The following is a 16,566-nucleotide window of genomic DNA, read 5'->3' on the forward strand; positions in this document are numbered from 1 at the left end:
ATCAAAGCCAAGAGTTCACGCCCGTAGGGCGTGAACTCTTGGCTTTGATGCCCGAAAACCGCGCGCCTTTGGCGCGCGGTTTTCGGGCCTGATTTCAAAATGAGAATTGCTGAATTGTTGTGTGGCCGTGTCACACAACAATTCACGTACTCAAAACTGATAGATGCAAGAGGCCTAATAAAATGGGCACGGCGTCAAGCACCGCGCCCATTTTATTAACTAACCTCAGTTCGGGTTAAGGGCTTTTTCGAGTGCCGCGCTTCGTGTGGCACTCGAAAAAGCCCATTATTGCGTGCGCGTCGCGCACGCAATAATGGGCGGTTCGGCTTATCCCGAACTGACGTTAACTAGAAGAACTAGGAATAGAATCGTCTTCTACGGCCTCAGCTTCTTCCATGGCTTCCTGAATAAAGAGGCGAACCAAACGGTTGTAGGTTCCGGCTCCAATGTATTGCGGGTACGTGTGGGAGAGGCTGTAAACCCAAATCAGATCCTCACCGTCATAGATGCGGACGTCATGCAGCAAACTGCGGCATTTGGGTTTGAGAGAGTTCGCCATTTCTAGCGCATCCGTCCAGCGCTGAAATTCCTGAGAAAAATTAGGGGTGATGACTTTGAACATAGGATTTAGCTCACCCGACGGGCTATCACAGCATAAAAAGGATCACCTCCTGGAATTCCAATCATTCGCAGGATTGAAGGCAGGGTGGACGGTTGGGCGATCGCCTCAATTTCCGCAAACCCTGGAATTGCAGCAAAGTAAGACTGCACCAGTTGCACTCGTTCCGGCTCAGATGCCTCACGCCAGGCCTGAATCGCCTTCTCGTAAAACATCCGGTTCGAAAAACTGACGATAGCAATACCGCCAACCTTAAGAGTGCGATAGATCTCCGCAAACACGGCTTCGGGCCGTTGCAAATACTGCACTGAAACTGTAATCAGTACCGCATCAAAGGATTGATCAGGGAGCGGTAAAAGCTGTTGCTTATTTAAGTTTTGAGTGAAGTAGTGATCCAGTCGCGGATTGCGAGCCAGTTCCTCTGCATTGAGTCCATGGCCTTCCACATGAGCAAACTGGATCTCCTCAGGCAGATGAGAAACCCAACTGCTCATTAAGTCCAAAATACGAGTACCCGGTTGTAGGCGATCGCGATACAAATCCGTTAACTGTTGGATAAATCCTTCATCCACATGGGTAACGAACCGGGGGACGCTGTAGAACTGATCGTCGTCGTTCTCGTTAAGCTTCGTGCGCTGGGTAGGTTGTAAAAACATCCGAATAGTACCGATGCGGCTCTTACACACTTCAGTGTACGGAAAATTCCCCAAGCTTAGCCGATGTAAACCAGCTCAAGGCAGAGTCCGTCAGGATCTTTAAACAGGACTGCATAATACTCCCCCTGCTCGGGGGCAGAAACTACAGGGAAGCCTTCTGAAGGAGTCACAGAATCCTCAAAAGATTCCTTCCCCGCCGAGTCAGGCTCGGTAACGGCAGAGGTCTCTGGATGGAGTGCCCGTGCAGGAGCCTTAAGAACCGGGATACCTAACGTTTGTAAATGTTGGTAAAACGCATCCACCTGCTCACGGGAATCCGCATTAAAGGCTAGATGGTGGAGGGTAGAAAATACCTGGGTCGAAGACAGCTCAGGCAGAGCTGAAATCGTGATGGCTCCCGCTCGGGGTGACCACCACAGAGTAAACTCATCAGTCTGCGCGGTACGGCGATAGCCAAGTAACCCTAAAACCCGATCATAGAAAACCTCGGAGCGGGGGCGATCGCTCACCCGCAACGCCAGATGGGTCATCGCACCCAGTACCATTACGACTCCCGGCTTCGCTTCAACCAGAAGCCCCGCAACCCGGCTGCCCGTGCCCCCTGGTAGTCATCCTGAAAGCTATCGCCAATGTGCCAGGCTTCCTCAGGGGTGCAGTTGTGTTTTTGCAAGGCCATCTCAAACACGCGAGCATCGGGCTTGGCCACCCCAACTTCCGAGGAAATGGTGACCGACGTGAAAAAGCTTGACAGGCCCAGGGTCTCCATCACAGTGTGAATACGAGAGTCGAAATTAGAGACAACTCCCAGCTCCACGCCCTGATTAGCCCAATGGTTCAGGGTATTCAGGGTGTCGGGGTAGACAAACCAGGGCTCAGCACTGGCGAAGTGATCATAGAGGGCGCTGAAGAATGTGGGAAAGTCGGCAAATTGATTCAAAGCCCCCACCTTCTGAAAGGTTTCGGCAGCGATCGCCCACCACCATCCATACTCCCGCTCAGGAATATCTTCCGGAGCCGTACCTGGAAACGCCAGGGAGCCAGCCGATTCAAAACTGTCAAAAAAGGCTAGATTTAGAGCCTTTGGGTCTACCGTAACCCCAAACTGTTGAGCCAGTTGGCTATAGACTTCTCCAACACTTCCCTGAACCCCAAAAAGGGTGCCAACAGCATCGAAAAAGATCACTTTAGGTTTTTGAGCGGCCATGCCTGGTTACTGCTAAACGAACTGAAAAAACCGTGAGCGCCCCGGTAGAGGCAGCCGACCTATTGGAGAACGCGAAATTCTATACAAGGTATCTTATTAAACTCTATTGAGCTTGAAACGAGAGTTTTTTGGAAAAAAATTCAGTGAGTTTTTGTATACAAATTTAGAAGCGATGAGCTATGTGCTCACCCCTTCTTAAAAAAGAAGCTGTCCGTGTATTGTTAACCTAGTTCAAGGTCAGGGATTTCTGGAGGAGCGCGCTTTGTGCTCCCTCCAAAATGGGCACTTATAACAAGTAAGGCTAAATGCGATGATAAAAAGTGGTGCGGCGCAAAGCGCCGCACCACTTTTTATCATCGGCATCTAACCCGACATGGATATTAGCGGGTAGCAGAGAGAAAGTCCCGAAGAGGCTTTGAAATCCAGTTCAGCCCAACCTTCACCTGATGTTCAAAGGTAGGCATGCGATACAGATAAGCCAGCCGTCGCGCTACATAAGCCAAAGGGCCCTCTAGTTTGACTCCAAGCCCAGAAAGTGTCGCATTATCCGTGCCCAGCGAGATCATCTCACCGAGGTGCTGATACCGGAAAGGAAGAAGGGGGCGATCGCTCAACGAGGCCCACACATTCCACCCCGTGTAATCTGCCTCCTGAAAAGCAGCCTGAGCGGTGCCCGGCACCTGTTGCCCTTCGGCATCTCGGCACTCGGCAGAGTCTCCCAAGGCAAAAATTTCTGGGTGGTCCTCTACCTGCAAGGTTGGTGTCACAATCAACTGCCCCCGCTTGTTCTTCTTCAGGGGTAAGTCGTTTAATACCTCAGCGACCTTGGTGCCAACCGTCCACAACACCAGGTCAACGGGAATGGTATCGACCGCGCCTCTAAATTCCAGGGACAGACTATCAGCGGCGACATTGGTAATCTGGGTTTCGAGATCAATCCAGACGCCCAGTCGCTCTAATGCCTTCTGAGCGGTTTCTCGGTTAAATTCCGGCGACGTGCGAAGAATTTGGTCGCTCAACTCCACCAACCGTATGCGACCACGATCGCCCAGCCGCTCTGCCAGTTTACAGGCTAGCTCCACCCCACTGTACCCCGCTCCGGCAATCGCAATTCGGATGCGATCCTGATCCGAATCCTCTAAAAACCTGAGCCGCTCCTGCAAACGATAGGCATCCTCTACCGATCGGAAAGCAATCGCATGTTCTTCAACCCCTGGAGCCATGGCCATCGGCGTCTCACCTCCCAGGGCAAGAACCAGGCGATCGTAGGGCAACGGTGGTTGCTCCTCTAGAAAAACGGTGCGGCTTTCAATATCAATACCACTCACCTTTGCCTGTATAAAACGAATACCTGTGTTGTCTAACAACTCAGGAAAAGGTGGCGCAATCTCCCAGGTTTGCAGTTCTCCGCTCACCAGCTCATACAGTAGGGGTAGGAAGAGAAAGCGATCGCGCTGATCCACCAGCATAATTTCAGGCTTTTCACCCCCGCTCCAGGGCAACTGGCTGAGGCGCAGGGCTGTGTAGAGGCCGCCAAAACCACCCCCCAGAATACAGATGCGGGCTGGGCTCTGAGTCATAAACAGAATCCCCTCAAGGCTGAAGATAACGTTTTGCAAACTTCTTCAGCATAGCGAAGGAATGGAGAGAAAAGGCAGGAACCCAGGATAGTTTGAATCGTTGATTTTTGGATGCGCCGCGCACAGAAACAGGACTGAGGCATCTTGTTATGCGTGGTCTGCTTCACACACCACGCATAACAAGATGCCTCGGTCCCAAGAGAACAGGTGCCTTCACTTACAAAAGTGGGTTTCCCAATTTGCAAAAGTGGGAAACCCAAGAGAACTCGCTTAGTGCTGACATCTAGCCGTCTGTTCGTGAATTTTCTCCTGAATGTTCAGGGGAACACCCAGCGCTGCATCCCGATACAGCCGTTCAAATTCCCGCTCAAAGTGGGCTGCAACAGTGGCATTGTGGATCACCAGAACATTTTCATCATTGCTCTGGTTAGCCGATGCACTCCAGTTCTGAGAACCCGTAATCACCGTAGTACCATCGACCACAGCAAATTTGTGATGCAGCATATCGCCGTCCGGAAGATTAGGCGTGCCAACAGAGGCGATCGCCTCATTCCAGGGATGATTGCCCGCTTCAATACGGCAGCGATCATCCGGCAGCGCAACGCCCATCATATCCAACCCCTCACTATAGTTTCGGGAAAAGAAATTGGCATCGATCAAAGCTTGTACCGATACCCCCTCATGGTGACGGGCTTCTAACACATAGCTGAGATACTGGTCACTAAACACGAAGAGCGCGATATCAATTCGTTGCTGAGCCTGACTGAGCGTACGACCAATGAGTCCGTTGCCACTCACCCACCAATTTTGAGAGGGCGACGTTGGAGAAAACTGCACCGTAACGGTTGAGCCAGGGGCAAGTGTGACAGTCTGAGGACCACGGTAGGGTTTCTGTAACCCAAACTTGCTATCGGGTTCCTTCCCAACACCATCGCCCCACATAAGGGCAAATTCGCGGCTAAATGTTTGTGCTAGCTCCCGGTTTTCAATTCTCAGTAAGTGATTGGCATTGCCATGGGTATCGGGAGCTAAAAAGTCACCATGCATATCTGATGGGGTGAAATTAGCAGAACCCACCACAAGGGTATGCCCATCCACCACGACAAACTTGTCATGCATCAGAGCACTGCCCCGCGAACCATCGGCCCGGTCATCCAGAATTGGGATACCTGCTCGCTCTAAAATCACCAGCGCATCGTTTTGGGCAATTTCTTCCGGGGAAAGGTGCCCATCCCGATTTTGATCGATGATTTGGATGGCATCCTCGAAGCGATCGCGATCCCGTTCCTCCATTGCAACCGTCCCCTGAGACGCCATTTCACTGAGAGGTTGACGGTACGAGTTCTCAAGAATGATACGGACTCTTACACCCGCTTGCTGCCGTTCCCGGAGGGCGATCGCAATTCCGGGTAAGCGCAATTCCTGCACAGCCACGTCTACCGACTCATGAGCTGATTGGACAGCATCAATCACCACCTGCTCCAAGTTATCCCCCTGACGAGATTGATGGCGGTAAGGCTCGGTATAAAACGATGCTTCAGAGTGATTAAAGTATGCCTGGATATACGGATCCTGGGGGAGGGGTTGCAGTAAGGGCTCAGCATGGAGCGATCGCGCCCACCGTAGCCCCCAAAGGCTAGTCCCTGCGATCGTTAATCCAACCAACCCAATCCAGGAAAAGCGCCGCAAGCGCTGAGGGAGAGAGGGCGATCGCTCCCGAAGAAAAACAGCCATAGGTACAATGCCAAACCCTGAGGTCATGAATTCTGGCAGTTCTTCTGAGACCCTTGTCCACCTGCATAAAGCTTATTAACTTTCCAGTCTGGTAGGTACGAGAGACGGGCATGAGACGCCGTCTCACACCCATTGTCTCGTACCTACCAGACTGGAAAATGCTGTACGTCAAAGGGTTTAGAAGAACTACTCAGAGTACTGTGAGGTGCAACCATTGGAATTGAAAATGGGAGTCCCTCAAAAGAAACTCCCATTTCTAACCCCGCATGGGTCTAACTAAAACATGCCCAGAGCAAAGAGATAACTAACTATGCTGCATTAAAATATACTCAACATATTTCCAGCACCCCTTCAGCCCCTAGTAATTCAGCAAGTGGACTCTAAGGAGGTTTCTGCATAAGAATTTACCCAGAATGTTGGTGCTTTGCCCGCTTCGCGGGCAAAGCACCAACATTCTGGGGGGTAATTTCATTACTGGAAATCTCCTAAGCTTTTGCAGGGTACGAATTAAAACTGACGCCCCAGTAGACGCTGGCGAACACTCTCAGCAATTTTTTGCCCCAAATATTCTGGAATCAAATTTTCGTTCGGACCCAGCAAGTACAAGATCAACCGTGTCCGCCCTCGCCAAACCAACAAATTGGCATTGACTACCAGCAAATCTTCCTGCCAGATCGCGTACATCACCTTGTAAAAAAGACCTGGTTGGTTGTCAGCCTCAATGAGCAGAGCAGGAAGATGAAAGACTGGATCTACATAAAACTCCGTTTCAACCTGCTCTAAGCCTGCATCCAGGTTAAACTCGACCGCCAGCATTTCTTCCACTTCAAAACGGCCCGCCAGCGCCTCACGCACGGCCCGACAGACATTCTCAGCGGTCTTATCCGAGAGTACTTTGCCACCCCGCGACACCACCAACTTGATGAACACCAACATGGGTGGGTAAATTTGCCCATACAAGCTAAGGCTGTGGATGGTTAACCCATAGGCAGCTAGCACGCCGAAAATGTCACTGAGTAAAAAAGACTGATTCCGGTAGGCAAAATGCAGGGCGCTTTTGTTGCCTTCAGGCTTCAGTTCAATGACTGCTTGTTTCGTTTTGTAAAGATGATAGGCCAGTCGCAGATTTTGGAGCTGAATCTCGCTGCTCACAAACTGCTCATAGAACTGAGGAAACGCTCGGTTGAAGCGCTTCAACAGTTCCAACGTCGATGATTTTAAGCCCGAAGCCATAGTGGGGAGGAAACCTGGTCTGTCCGCCTGAGAAGAGGGAAGGTACCGAATATGTAAGTTAATTCTGACTAGAAAAGCTAACTTTACGACACCCTGTTCAAAATTACGAGATGAACTTTTAGGCTAACCTATAGTTTTGAGGTATAGCACTCCCCATCTGGATCTCCTTGGCTCTGATTTATATAGGGGCGATCGCCCTCCCAGGGTAACGCCGGTAGAGAAAGGAAAATGCCAGCAGCTTTTAGGATGGACTTCCGTCGTATCGCTCAAGCTGGGAAAGGGGGGATATACTAGCTAGTACCTCAGATACATCGTTCGTCGGGTTGGTGCTACTCGCATGGGTTTTTGGAAAAGCTTGTTTAGTACCTCAGAGACCGCCACCACCAGACCAGTACAGACTGAGGGGGCGGCCTCATCCAGTCTGGCGGCAGGGACAGGATCTCGCATCTTTTTTAGTACCGATCGCGACATCGACCTCTATGAGCTAGAGGAACTATGCGATGCCGTAGGTTGGTCACGGCGTCCTCTCCGGAAAGTTAAGAAAGCCATTCAGCACAGCTTTATGGTGCTCACGATGTGGGAGCAGAAGGGCACCCAGCGCCGTTTGATTGGGTTCTCGCGGGCCACTTCTGACCATGCATTTAATGCCACTATTTGGGATGTAGTGGTTCATCCTGACTTTCAGGGTAAGGGCCTTGGAAAAGCGCTCATGGCCCAACTCATCAAAAAATTACGGACTGAAGATATTAGCAACATCACGCTGTTCGCTGATCCCCATGTGGTGGACTTCTATCGGCAGCTAGGCTTTATGCCAGACCCCGAAGGAATTAAGGGAATGTTCTGGTATCCAGACTAGGATCGACATCCTAAATTTTAGGTGTGCTCAACACACCGGCCATTCTCATTTTGGAATTAAACCCGAAAACCGCTCGCTTTAGGCGAGCGGTTTTCGGGTTTGAAAGGCGAGATTCGTGCTGATTGGGCGCGACCTCTCGCCTTTCAAGTTCACAGCGAGAATTGCTATCAGCAGACAGCAATTCTCAGTATGGGCATCAAAGCCGAGAGTGCGCGCCCTACGGGCGCGCACTCTCGGCTTTGATGCCCGAAAACTACTCGCCTTTGCGAGCGGTTTTCGGGCCTGATTTCAAAATGAGAATGGCTGATCAGCAGATATAAAATTTAGGGTCTTAGCAAAAACTGTGATAACCTAGAAAAGACTGCTACGGGATGTAGCGCAGCTTGGTAGCGCGCCTGCTTTGGGAGCAGGATGCCGCAGGTTCAAATCCTGTCATCCCGATTTATACCTGTACATAGTGATTGGGTGGGCACTGAGTGCTTACCCAATCATTGTTTCTAGGGAAGTTGGTGCGTTCTCTAAAATCGTCGTTATCCTTTTTGAAGTGAGTCGATGAGGTGTGTATGCAGCAGAAATATCGGTGGTGGATGATCCTTCTTAGCATGACGTTGATGGGATACGGTTGTGCAAGCAATACCCCCACGTCCACATCTCAGGTAGAACCCGCTTCACCCGATGCAGTCGTAAAGGTCGCCAAAAACGCTGAACCTGAATCTTCCCCCCCAGCAGGTGACCTTCCCGAAGAACTCTCGCCTTCCCAGGATGCACTCAAGCGATTGCCTCAAGTTAATGCTGGCCGGGCCAATCCCTTCGGGTCCATTCTTCCCGGTTCTGTTCCGGTTCGCCCCCGTACCTCATCAGCGATGAGTTCAACCTCGACTCCTATCCCGGTCCCTCCTACAATTTTGGAACCAACCGTTCCGGTAGCTACTGCACCGATCGCCCCTCTTCCCGCTCCTCTGCCTGCCCCCCAAGTTGCCGCAGCGCCCGTCACCTCTGTTCCTGTCCCCGCAGCAGCCCCGGCAGCGATCGCCCCGGCTCCGTCTCTACCCTCTCTCGCTGCGCAAATTCGCATTAGCGGCATTGTGCAGATTGGTAATCAGCTGAATGTGTTGGTGGAAGTACCCAATGGCGGCGGCTCACGACCTGTTCGAGTCGGAGAAGACATCATTACGGGGCGGGTTCGATTAGCCCGGGTTGATGTAGCCGCCAACCAAGAACCTCAGATTGTGTTAGAAGAAGGAGGAGTTGAGACGATCAAAACGGTTGATAGTGGTGTATAGAACACGGCGTGAGAGACATGTCTGACAAGATGAAATCCTTCTGCTCCCTGGAGGTGTCATGATGCCAGAATCTCAATCAAGCTCTCCCAAAAAGCGTACCGGAGCTTCCATCGATTTAGAAGCTCGTGCCCTGAGCTTTCAAGATACCTATTTGTGTCCTATTTGTCGTCACGGTTCAATTACAGGCTTGACGCTCATGGATGCGTTTGCCTGCGATTTTTGTCGGCATATTTTGACGGCTAATCTGCAAGAGCAAACCGTACAGGTTGTAGATACTCAGCCCATGACATGGCGCTGGAACGGGCGTCGGTGGTTGTCGGGAACGTTACAGAATGGCCAATTCACGGGTCTGATCTGGCTGGTTGGTATAGCTGTCGTGATACTACCGCCCACCCTGATTGGACTATCGGCTTACACATTTCCTCCTCTGCCCGGTAGCCGCTGGGCCTGGTTTCCGGTAGCTTGGGCCTGGACGACACTGGTCGTTCACTTACTTATGGTGAGTTGGTTAATCGCAGAGCATTATCAATTCTCGCCATACATTACTGGGAAAGTTTGGATACGGCATTGGCTCAGGCGACAATAGATTTTATTAATTTTCAGTTTGTCGCACCGAAACCCACGCAAGTTCTCAAGTTCGCTCATTTTTTACAGTAAAAGCCTTACTGAGAAATGAGTGCTTCAGACATAAATTAAGACTTATGCAAGTCACCCTATGCAGAGCATTCTTGGGGGGTGTGGCGTATTTTGAACACTACACCCCCCAAGAATGCTTAAATCCTGATAAAAATAAAAGCCAAAATGGGCGCTTGGGCTTTCCCGACTTGGGGTTAAGCTTAGTTGATGAGCCAGAAAGCTACCGTACAAGCCCTCTAGCCCATCAGGATGTAAAAGCTGTTGAACTACACAATTATCTTTCTAGAGGTCTTGTGTAGTCTGATAGCTACCAGATGCACGTCCGGTGTTCACATTGAATTTCACTGCCATAAGAAATTTCCCTTTCATCCAGAAACGAAGGTTAGGATGAAGGGAAATTCCTCAACCCTGGGCATCCTTGGGGTACGAATCCCTAAGTTCTGTAGAACCGAATTGATTCTATGACACTGGAATCCTGTCCCAAATGTAGTCACAAACTGGCACCACCACTCAAGTCTTCAGGTCGTCAAATCTGTATGAAATGTGGTTGGTCTGATCGCCCTCGGGGTGCTTCAGGTGCCAAACCTCCCACTAAGGTGCAACCTCGGGAGGATATTTCGCAAATGGAAATCAAAAAAATCCTGGCAGAGGCTACGGAAAAAGCCAAGCAAAATATGAAACCTCGCCGTCTTCAGGAGACGGATGAGGGACCATTAACTCCTGACTCAGCGCGATCGCCCTTAGAAGACTTGTTACGGCGCGATCGCTCCACGGATTAGCTCCGGGTATTAGGTGCAGTGCCTTTGTAGAATCGATGCTCCCAACGTCAGTTTATACATGGCGTTGGGACAATACTCGCTGACCGAAAACCTTTCAATGGCGGCTTCTATGTCCCCCTGGAATCGTGTGTCTGTTTACCCTCTCCCGACCTCAACAGACGGCTTGCTGGAGCCATTGCTACGAACAACTTTGCATGACCTGGCACAAACCTACCGAGCAGAGGTCGCCATATGGGTACGGCTAGAAGGGTTTCCCCATGAAATGCGAGTTTACCTTCTGGGGCAAAGTTGGCAGCTGGAAGAAGAAGCCCTGGCAGCTTCTGAAGATGGGATCCAAGGTGTAGCGCTTTCTAGCTATCCAGGGTGGCTTATGGACTTCGAGGATCATGCCCAGGTCAGTGAACTGAGTACCGGTGATTTGCTAGTACCGATGCTGTGTCCAGCCCTGCGGGGATTGGAGAGCGACGACGAAGTGGCTCCTCAAGCTTTGGTGCCATTGGTGCTGCAATTACGGCGAGTTCCGGCAGCAATCCCCGCTACCCCGTTGTTGACTCCTGAGCAAACTTTCGCGCCAGCGATCGCCCGCTGGTCGGAAGCCGAGGTGCAAGACCTGAAAGAATCCGTTCGAAATCTCGCTATTTGCTTTCAACAGGCTACATTACAGGAGCGGCTGGGCTGGTTACGCCAACAGTCAGCCCTGGTCGGGCGAATTACGCATCTGCTTAACTCATCGCTGAATCCTGATGTGGTGTTGCACCAGATCCTGGCGGAGTTGGGGCAGGGGTATGAAAGTGCTTGCTGCCTCATGCTTGACCTGCGTGACACGGCACAAGTAAGTCTGAGTGCTCATTGGGAAAATGGTGCAACCTCTTCTCCACCGGATCTCTCGCCTCTGACCCCCAAGCTTTGGGAGTCTTTGACCGAGCAATTTTTGCAGGATGGAGCCTCCTACGTAATTTTGCAAGCTGAGGATGCTGAGATAGAATCAGCCCTCTGCGAAACGTTGGAGGTACCTGCCCTATTACTGGTACCCGTATTTCTTAAAACAGAATTTTTTGGAGTATTGACGCTGGCCATGGAGGCCGAGCGCCCCTCCTTCCGCGTAGAAGAGTTGCAAACCCTGTATCAGGTCGCTGACCACGCTGCGATCGCCCTCAACCAGATTTTTAGCGTCCCTGATGTTACCCGTCAGGGCGATCGCCCTGACCCACTTAACGAATGGCGCGATGCCCTCACCCACTTGCCCAACCGGGATGCATTGGATCAGGAATTGATGCGCTTGAGCCATGCTACTCTCTGGCCGACTCAGGCCGACTTTAGCGTTTTACTGGCAGATATTGACTACTTCAAACTCATCAACGACAACTACGGCAATCACGCTGGGGATAAAGTGTTGCAAGCGTTAGGGCAACGGTTGCAAAAGCAACTGCGGCATGGAACTTTGATGTACCGCTACGACGGAGAAGAATTTTTGATTCTCCTCCGTCGTACTCCCCTCAACGCGGCAGCCGATGTAGCCGAGCGGCTACGAGCAACGGTGCAGCAACATCCCATTGAAACGTCTGCAGGGCTGGTGACTGTAACCGTAAGTTTTGGGGTGGCTCAGCGCGATCGCACCCGCGACTCAGATGCCTATGCCGTCGTGGAACGGGCCGAACAAGCGCTTCTGGAAGCCAAACGCCAGGGACGCAACCGGATAAAGGTCTTGTGAACGGGAAGTTTAACGAACAATCCGCACTAAAATGGCGGGAGAAATTTGAAACGACCTCAACACTGACCTCGTACCGCTCTGAATTTAGCCGTTCATCCAGATTTTACTGATATTTCCCTAACTCTGAGGCAGCTCCCCTATGGCAGGACCACTCTCTCCAGCATCCTTCGTCAATAAGCCCATCTCCTTCGGCACCGATGGTTGGCGTGGCATGATTGCGGCAGACTTTACCTTTGACCGGGTGATGCAGGTAGCCCCACGAGCGGCGATCGCCCTGCAACAAACCTATGGCGACCAGGTCACCAGTAAAACGGTGATTGTGGGCTATGACCGTCGTTTCCTATCGGTGGAGTTTGCCCAGATAGCAGCAGAGTCGATCCAGAAAGCCGGGTTTGATGTGTTGTTGTCAGAGTGCTTTGCACCCACCCCTGCGTTTAGCTGGGCCGCTAAACAGCAGAATGCCCTGGGAGCAATCGTTATCACTGCCAGCCATAACCCCGCTGCATACTCGGGTCTAAAGATTAAGGGATACTTCGGTGGTTCGGTGCCCCCCGAAGTGACCAAAACCGTGGAGGCAATGCTCACCCAAGAACTTCCCCAAACCGAAGCTGGAACCCTCACCACCTTTAACCCCTGGACAAGCTATTGCGAAGCTTTGCGGGGCAAGGTGAACCTGGACATGATTCAGAAGGCAATCGCCTCCGGGCAACTGGTCGTGTTCGCGGACGTCATGCATGGGGCTGCGGCTACAGGCCTAGAGCAGATTTTAGGAATTCCGGTTCGGGAAATTAATGGTGAGGCTGACCCACTATTTGGAGGGGGTGCGCCGGAACCGTTACCCCGTTACCTGCCCGATTTGTTGCATCAGATTAAGACGTATCAGCGTCAGGGCAACGAGCAGGTCGTTGGGCTGGTGTTTGATGGAGACAGCGATCGCATTGCGGCCGTCGATGGTCAAGGCAACTTCCTCAGCTCCCAGATCCTCATTCCCGTGTTGATTCAACATCTGGCTACCCATCGCGGTTTTACGGGAGAAATTGTTAAAACCATCAGTGGCTCAAACCTGATTCCAGAAGTGGCAAAACTTCATGGTTTGGAGCTTTACCAAACACCCGTAGGCTACAAGTACATTGCCGACCGCATGCTGGAGTCGAAGGTGTTCCTGGGTGGGGAAGAGTCGGGTGGCATTGGTTACGGCAACCACATTCCCGAACGGGATGCACTGCTCTCAGCGCTGTATGTGTTAGAAGCTGTCGTCCAGGCTGGAAGAGACTTGAGCGATCAGTATGCTGACTTGCAAGCCAAGACAGGCTTTGATGCTAGCTATGACCGCATTGACCTGCCGCTGGCCAATATGGAGGCGCGCGATCGCGTTCTCACAGAACTCAAAACCAATCCTCCCACCACTGTTGCAGGCCATGCCGTAACTGATTGCCTGGATATCGATGGTTACAAGTTTCAACTGGCGGATCAAAGCTGGCTGTTAATTCGCTTCAGTGGCACTGAGCCCGTGTTGCGCCTTTATTCAGAGGCCCCCACCATGGAGCGAGTGCAGGAGAACCTGGCATGGGCCAAGAATTGGGCACTGGCACTATAAGCGACTGAACCCCGGTATATGTTGTCAAAATGCTGCTGCCGCACGACAGCAGCATTTGTTTTTGGGCCTTTAGGGCAGTTTTCCAACTCATGACAGTCAATCTAAAAATTCTGAGGTACATACATATCTCTACAAGATTCTGCCTGGCATGCATTCACTTCAATCAGAACATGCGCTAGGGAAGGAATATGCTTGAGCCGGCTCTTATAATGCTCCGGGGGATGAGGGGTATGGGTTACGAGGGAAATGGTAGCCGCTAGGTGGTGAGGGCTCAGGTTCCAAACATGCAGATCAACAACTTGGTTGTCGGCCTCGTCTTCAATGGCGGTCACGATCGCCAATCGGGTTTGTTTATCAATACCGCCATCCAACAGAATAACGCTAGTTTCACGCACCAATCCGTAGGCCCAGCGGCCAATGACAGCAGCCCCAACAAAACCCATAACAGCATCTAACCAGACCCATCCCAAGAACTTGCCTGCACACAGAGCAACAATAGCGAGCACAGATGTTAAAGCGTCTGCCAAAACATGCACATAGGCCGCTTGTAGGTTGTGATCTTTGGGATGGTTGTGAGCATGATAGCTATGGTCATGATGGTCATGGTCATGATGGTCATCATGCTCGTGAGCATGGTGGCCAGGGTAATGGTCATGGCCGTGGTGATCCTGAAGCAGCAATGCACTGGCGAGATTGACGATTAAACCAATAATCGCGACATAAATAGCTTCCGTGAATTGAATCCTTTCGGGATGAAAAAGACGGCCTGCCGACTCAATAGCCATGAGAAATACCACGACTCCCAGGGCGATCGCACTGGTAAACCCGCCTAACACTCCGACTTTTCCTGTCCCAAAGGTAAAAGCCGGATTGTTAGCATGGCGACGTGCGTATTGATAGGCAAAGACGGTAATTCCAAAAGCTGCCACATGGGTTGCCATGTGCCACCCATCTGCTAGCAATGCCATGGAGCCAAAAATGCTTCCGGCAATAACTTCCGCAACCATCGTGATGGCCGTTAGCAGCAATACAATTTTGGTGTTGCGTTCGGCTTGCTGCCGATCAATTAAAAAATCGTGGGAATGTTGCCACTGCTCATGGCTATGGTTGTGCATAGAACTTTCTGAAAAAGAATTAAATTGGAGAGCTACTGCATAGCTTAACAAGTTTGCTCTCTATCCAAGAATTGATGATTTCAAATGTTCTCTGAAAAAACCAACTTGCCTATGGTTTAGGATGTCAAACCCTCCTTTCCAAAACCTCCTAAACCATCAATTCCGAAGCAATAAACTTAATATTTTTTTGGCGAACGAGCGAATTTGAAAATGATAATGATTCTACTTATTCCAGCATTTTAAAAAAGAACTATACTCCTTTCCAAACAGGTGAGGTACGAGAGATGGATGTGGAATAAAGTCCCGCATTCAGCTCTCGTATCTCACCGGAAAATCTGACGGATTAAGCTTTAAGGAGATTTCTAGAAAAGAACTTCCCCATTTTTTGGAAAGAGGACGCGGCGAAGCCGCGTCCTCTTTCCAAAAAATGGGGATATTGTTTTTCAGAAACCTCCTAAGCGATCGTTGATGAGCCAAAGTCGGGGGGTACATCTTGCCAGCGGCCCGGCCCTACTGCTCGTAGGGCATCCTTCAAGCTTAAGTCTTCTGTGTAAAGGGCTTTGCCAACGATCGCCCCTGTTACCCCTTGAGGTTCCAGCACCAGCAACTTCAGCAGATCGCGCGTGGAACTAATGCCACCCGAAGCAATCACCGGGATAGAAATTGCCTGAGCCAATTCTCTTAAGGCTTCGTGGTTTGGACCTTGCAGCGTACCATCCCGATGAATATCGGTGTAAATGATGGCTGCGGCTCCCAACTGTTCCATACGTTGCGCCAGTTCAACCGCCTCGACTTCCGAGGTCTCTAACCACCCTCGGGTTGCGACCTTTCCATTACGAGCATCAATGCCCACGATAATTTGGCCGGGAAATTCGCCACATAAATCGGCTACTAAATCGGGTTGCTCCACCGCTACTGTGCCCAAAATCGCCCAGCGTACACCCAGGCTCAGCACATCGGTAACAGAGGCGCGATCGCGCAACCCACCACCAACTTCTACAGGTACACTTACGGCTTGAGCGATCGCCTGAATTACCGCCTGGTTAACGGGATGTCCCGCTTTTGCCCCATCCAGATCCACCAGGTGCAGTCGAGTTGCTCCCTGCTCCACCCACTGCTGCGCCACCGCCACCGGGTCGTCATTAAACACCTGGGATTGAGCATAATCGCCCTGATACAACCGCACACAGCGGCCCTCTAGCAGGTCGATAGCGGGTATAACTTCCATAGGGTTCGGGTCTCCGAGACGAGAGTTAGCGTGACAACACAATCTTTCATCTTATAGACTTAGAGCCATTTTTGTTTTGTTAAACTGAGTCCGGTTTATAGGCGTTTTTGTGTGCTGCACGTTGCACAGCACACAAAAATGGTTATATCCCCTCAACCTAGCCTGGATAGGTCACTAGTGGGTCATCTGGCGTGAGTATTGCCATTTCAGGTGGAGCATTTCAGGCCACCAAGGACTGGGTTACAGCCCCAGACCCTCCTAATCGATGCTTAGGTCGTTTAGATCGCGCTCGTTGTCGTCGTGCCGCTCGCTTGCCACCCCACTCAAACGGTGTT

15 protein-coding genes and 1 tRNA gene are annotated in these 16,566 nt (G+C 51.2%); 7 read left to right on the top strand and 9 right to left on the bottom strand.

From position 1 onward, the window contains the following. Positions 1 to 343: 343 nt before the first annotated feature. The 7 genes from H6F91_RS05115 to H6F91_RS05145 form a co-directional block, all read right to left on the bottom strand. Positions 344 to 622: a hypothetical protein gene (locus H6F91_RS05115; protein ID WP_190773621.1), complete on the bottom strand. Its 279-nt coding sequence runs from the start codon at positions 620 to 622 to the stop codon at positions 344 to 346. Between the two features lie 5 nt (positions 623 to 627). After that, positions 628 to 1,275 carry a class I SAM-dependent methyltransferase gene (locus tag H6F91_RS05120; RefSeq protein WP_190789243.1) on the bottom strand — a complete coding sequence of 216 codons (648 nt, stop codon included), beginning with the start codon at positions 1,273 to 1,275 and terminating at the stop codon, positions 628 to 630. 56 nt (positions 1,276 to 1,331) lie between these two features. Further along, on the bottom strand, positions 1,332 to 1,820 hold the full coding sequence (locus tag H6F91_RS05125) for a VOC family protein (RefSeq protein ID WP_190773623.1): 489 nt from the start codon (positions 1,818 to 1,820) through the stop codon (positions 1,332 to 1,334). Continuing rightward, positions 1,820 to 2,479 carry an HAD-IA family hydrolase gene (locus H6F91_RS05130; RefSeq protein ID WP_190773624.1) on the bottom strand — a complete coding sequence of 220 codons (660 nt, stop codon included), beginning with the start codon at positions 2,477 to 2,479 and terminating at the stop codon, positions 1,820 to 1,822. Before H6F91_RS05130 ends, H6F91_RS05125 begins: the two co-directional genes overlap by 1 nt. Positions 2,480 to 2,859: 380 nt before the next feature. Continuing rightward, positions 2,860 to 4,059 (bottom strand): NAD(P)/FAD-dependent oxidoreductase, encoded by a 1,200-nt coding sequence (locus tag H6F91_RS05135; protein WP_190773625.1) that lies wholly within the window; start codon positions 4,057 to 4,059, stop codon positions 2,860 to 2,862. A gap of 270 nt (positions 4,060 to 4,329) precedes the next feature. After that, a complete protein-coding gene (locus H6F91_RS05140) occupies positions 4,330 to 5,793 on the bottom strand; it encodes a phospholipase D-like domain-containing protein (protein ID WP_190789244.1) in 1,464 nt (487 codons plus the stop codon). A gap of 507 nt (positions 5,794 to 6,300) precedes the next feature. Next, on the bottom strand, positions 6,301 to 7,026 hold the full coding sequence (locus tag H6F91_RS05145; RefSeq protein WP_190772860.1) for a hypothetical protein: 726 nt from the start codon (positions 7,024 to 7,026) through the stop codon (positions 6,301 to 6,303). Positions 7,027 to 7,363: 337 nt separating this feature from the next. On the opposite strand from H6F91_RS05145, the gene H6F91_RS05150 reads away from it, so the two are divergent. The 7 genes from H6F91_RS05150 (at position 7,364) to H6F91_RS05180 (ending at position 13,888) form a co-directional block, all read left to right on the top strand. Continuing rightward, a complete protein-coding gene (locus H6F91_RS05150; protein WP_190772861.1) occupies positions 7,364 to 7,882 on the top strand; it encodes a GNAT family N-acetyltransferase in 519 nt (172 codons plus the stop codon). A gap of 367 nt (positions 7,883 to 8,249) precedes the next feature. After that, a tRNA-Pro gene (locus H6F91_RS05155) sits at positions 8,250 to 8,323 on the top strand. Between the two features lie 122 nt (positions 8,324 to 8,445). Then, positions 8,446 to 9,165, top strand: coding sequence for a hypothetical protein (locus H6F91_RS05160; RefSeq protein WP_190772900.1), 720 nt, complete (start codon positions 8,446 to 8,448; stop codon positions 9,163 to 9,165). Between the two features lie 58 nt (positions 9,166 to 9,223). Then, on the top strand, positions 9,224 to 9,751 hold the full coding sequence (locus H6F91_RS05165; RefSeq protein WP_242035642.1) for a hypothetical protein: 528 nt from the start codon (positions 9,224 to 9,226) through the stop codon (positions 9,749 to 9,751). A 673-nt stretch (positions 9,752 to 10,424) separates the two neighbouring features. Beyond that, positions 10,425 to 10,580: a hypothetical protein gene (locus H6F91_RS27710; RefSeq protein WP_206754904.1), complete on the top strand. Its 156-nt coding sequence runs from the start codon at positions 10,425 to 10,427 to the stop codon at positions 10,578 to 10,580. Between the two features lie 109 nt (positions 10,581 to 10,689). Continuing rightward, positions 10,690 to 12,291, top strand: a complete 1,602-nt coding sequence (locus H6F91_RS05175; RefSeq protein WP_206754905.1) for a sensor domain-containing diguanylate cyclase — start codon at positions 10,690 to 10,692, stop codon at positions 12,289 to 12,291. Between the two features lie 139 nt (positions 12,292 to 12,430). After that, positions 12,431 to 13,888 carry a phosphoglucomutase/phosphomannomutase family protein gene (locus H6F91_RS05180; RefSeq protein WP_190772902.1) on the top strand — a complete coding sequence of 486 codons (1,458 nt, stop codon included), beginning with the start codon at positions 12,431 to 12,433 and terminating at the stop codon, positions 13,886 to 13,888. A 101-nt stretch (positions 13,889 to 13,989) separates the two neighbouring features. On the opposite strand, the gene dmeF is transcribed toward H6F91_RS05180, so the two are convergent. Both dmeF and hisA read right to left on the bottom strand, forming a co-directional pair. Then, positions 13,990 to 15,003, bottom strand: a complete 1,014-nt coding sequence (dmeF, locus tag H6F91_RS05185; protein ID WP_190772903.1) for a CDF family Co(II)/Ni(II) efflux transporter DmeF — start codon at positions 15,001 to 15,003, stop codon at positions 13,990 to 13,992. Positions 15,004 to 15,457: 454 nt separating this feature from the next. Then, entirely contained in the window at positions 15,458 to 16,231 is a 774-nt protein-coding gene (gene hisA / locus H6F91_RS05190; protein ID WP_190772904.1) for a 1-(5-phosphoribosyl)-5-[(5-phosphoribosylamino)methylideneamino]imidazole-4-carboxamide isomerase, read from the bottom strand. Positions 16,232 to 16,566: the final 335 nt, after the last annotated feature.

The sequence above is a fragment of the Leptolyngbya sp. FACHB-8 genome, assembly GCF_014695575.1.
In the GTDB taxonomy this organism is placed as follows: Bacteria; Cyanobacteriota; Cyanobacteriia; order Elainellales; family Elainellaceae; genus Vacuolonema.

Excerpts from the sequence above, each read along its gene's own strand:
- H6F91_RS05115 (WP_190773621.1), bottom strand. The coding sequence starts at position 622 with ATGTTCAAAGTCATCACCCCTAATTTTTCTCAGGAATTTCAGCGCTGG.
- H6F91_RS05120 (WP_190789243.1), bottom strand. The coding sequence starts at position 1,275 with ATGTTTTTACAACCTACCCAGCGCACGAAGCTTAACGAGAACGACGAC.
- H6F91_RS05125 (WP_190773623.1), bottom strand. The coding sequence starts at position 1,820 with ATGGTACTGGGTGCGATGACCCATCTGGCGTTGCGGGTGAGCGATCGC.
- H6F91_RS05130 (WP_190773624.1), bottom strand. The coding sequence starts at position 2,479 with ATGGCCGCTCAAAAACCTAAAGTGATCTTTTTCGATGCTGTTGGCACC.
- H6F91_RS05135 (WP_190773625.1), bottom strand. The coding sequence starts at position 4,059 with ATGACTCAGAGCCCAGCCCGCATCTGTATTCTGGGGGGTGGTTTTGGC.
- H6F91_RS05140 (WP_190789244.1), bottom strand. The coding sequence starts at position 5,793 with ATGGCTGTTTTTCTTCGGGAGCGATCGCCCTCTCTCCCTCAGCGCTTG.
- H6F91_RS05145 (WP_190772860.1), bottom strand. The coding sequence starts at position 7,026 with ATGGCTTCGGGCTTAAAATCATCGACGTTGGAACTGTTGAAGCGCTTC.
- H6F91_RS05150 (WP_190772861.1), top strand. The coding sequence starts at position 7,364 with ATGGGTTTTTGGAAAAGCTTGTTTAGTACCTCAGAGACCGCCACCACC.
- H6F91_RS05160 (WP_190772900.1), top strand. The coding sequence starts at position 8,446 with ATGCAGCAGAAATATCGGTGGTGGATGATCCTTCTTAGCATGACGTTG.
- H6F91_RS05165 (WP_242035642.1), top strand. The coding sequence starts at position 9,224 with ATGATGCCAGAATCTCAATCAAGCTCTCCCAAAAAGCGTACCGGAGCT.
- H6F91_RS27710 (WP_206754904.1), top strand. The coding sequence starts at position 10,425 with ATGGAAATCAAAAAAATCCTGGCAGAGGCTACGGAAAAAGCCAAGCAA.
- H6F91_RS05175 (WP_206754905.1), top strand. The coding sequence starts at position 10,690 with ATGTCCCCCTGGAATCGTGTGTCTGTTTACCCTCTCCCGACCTCAACA.
- H6F91_RS05180 (WP_190772902.1), top strand. The coding sequence starts at position 12,431 with ATGGCAGGACCACTCTCTCCAGCATCCTTCGTCAATAAGCCCATCTCC.
- dmeF (WP_190772903.1), bottom strand. The coding sequence starts at position 15,003 with ATGCACAACCATAGCCATGAGCAGTGGCAACATTCCCACGATTTTTTA.
- hisA (WP_190772904.1), bottom strand. The coding sequence starts at position 16,231 with ATGGAAGTTATACCCGCTATCGACCTGCTAGAGGGCCGCTGTGTGCGG.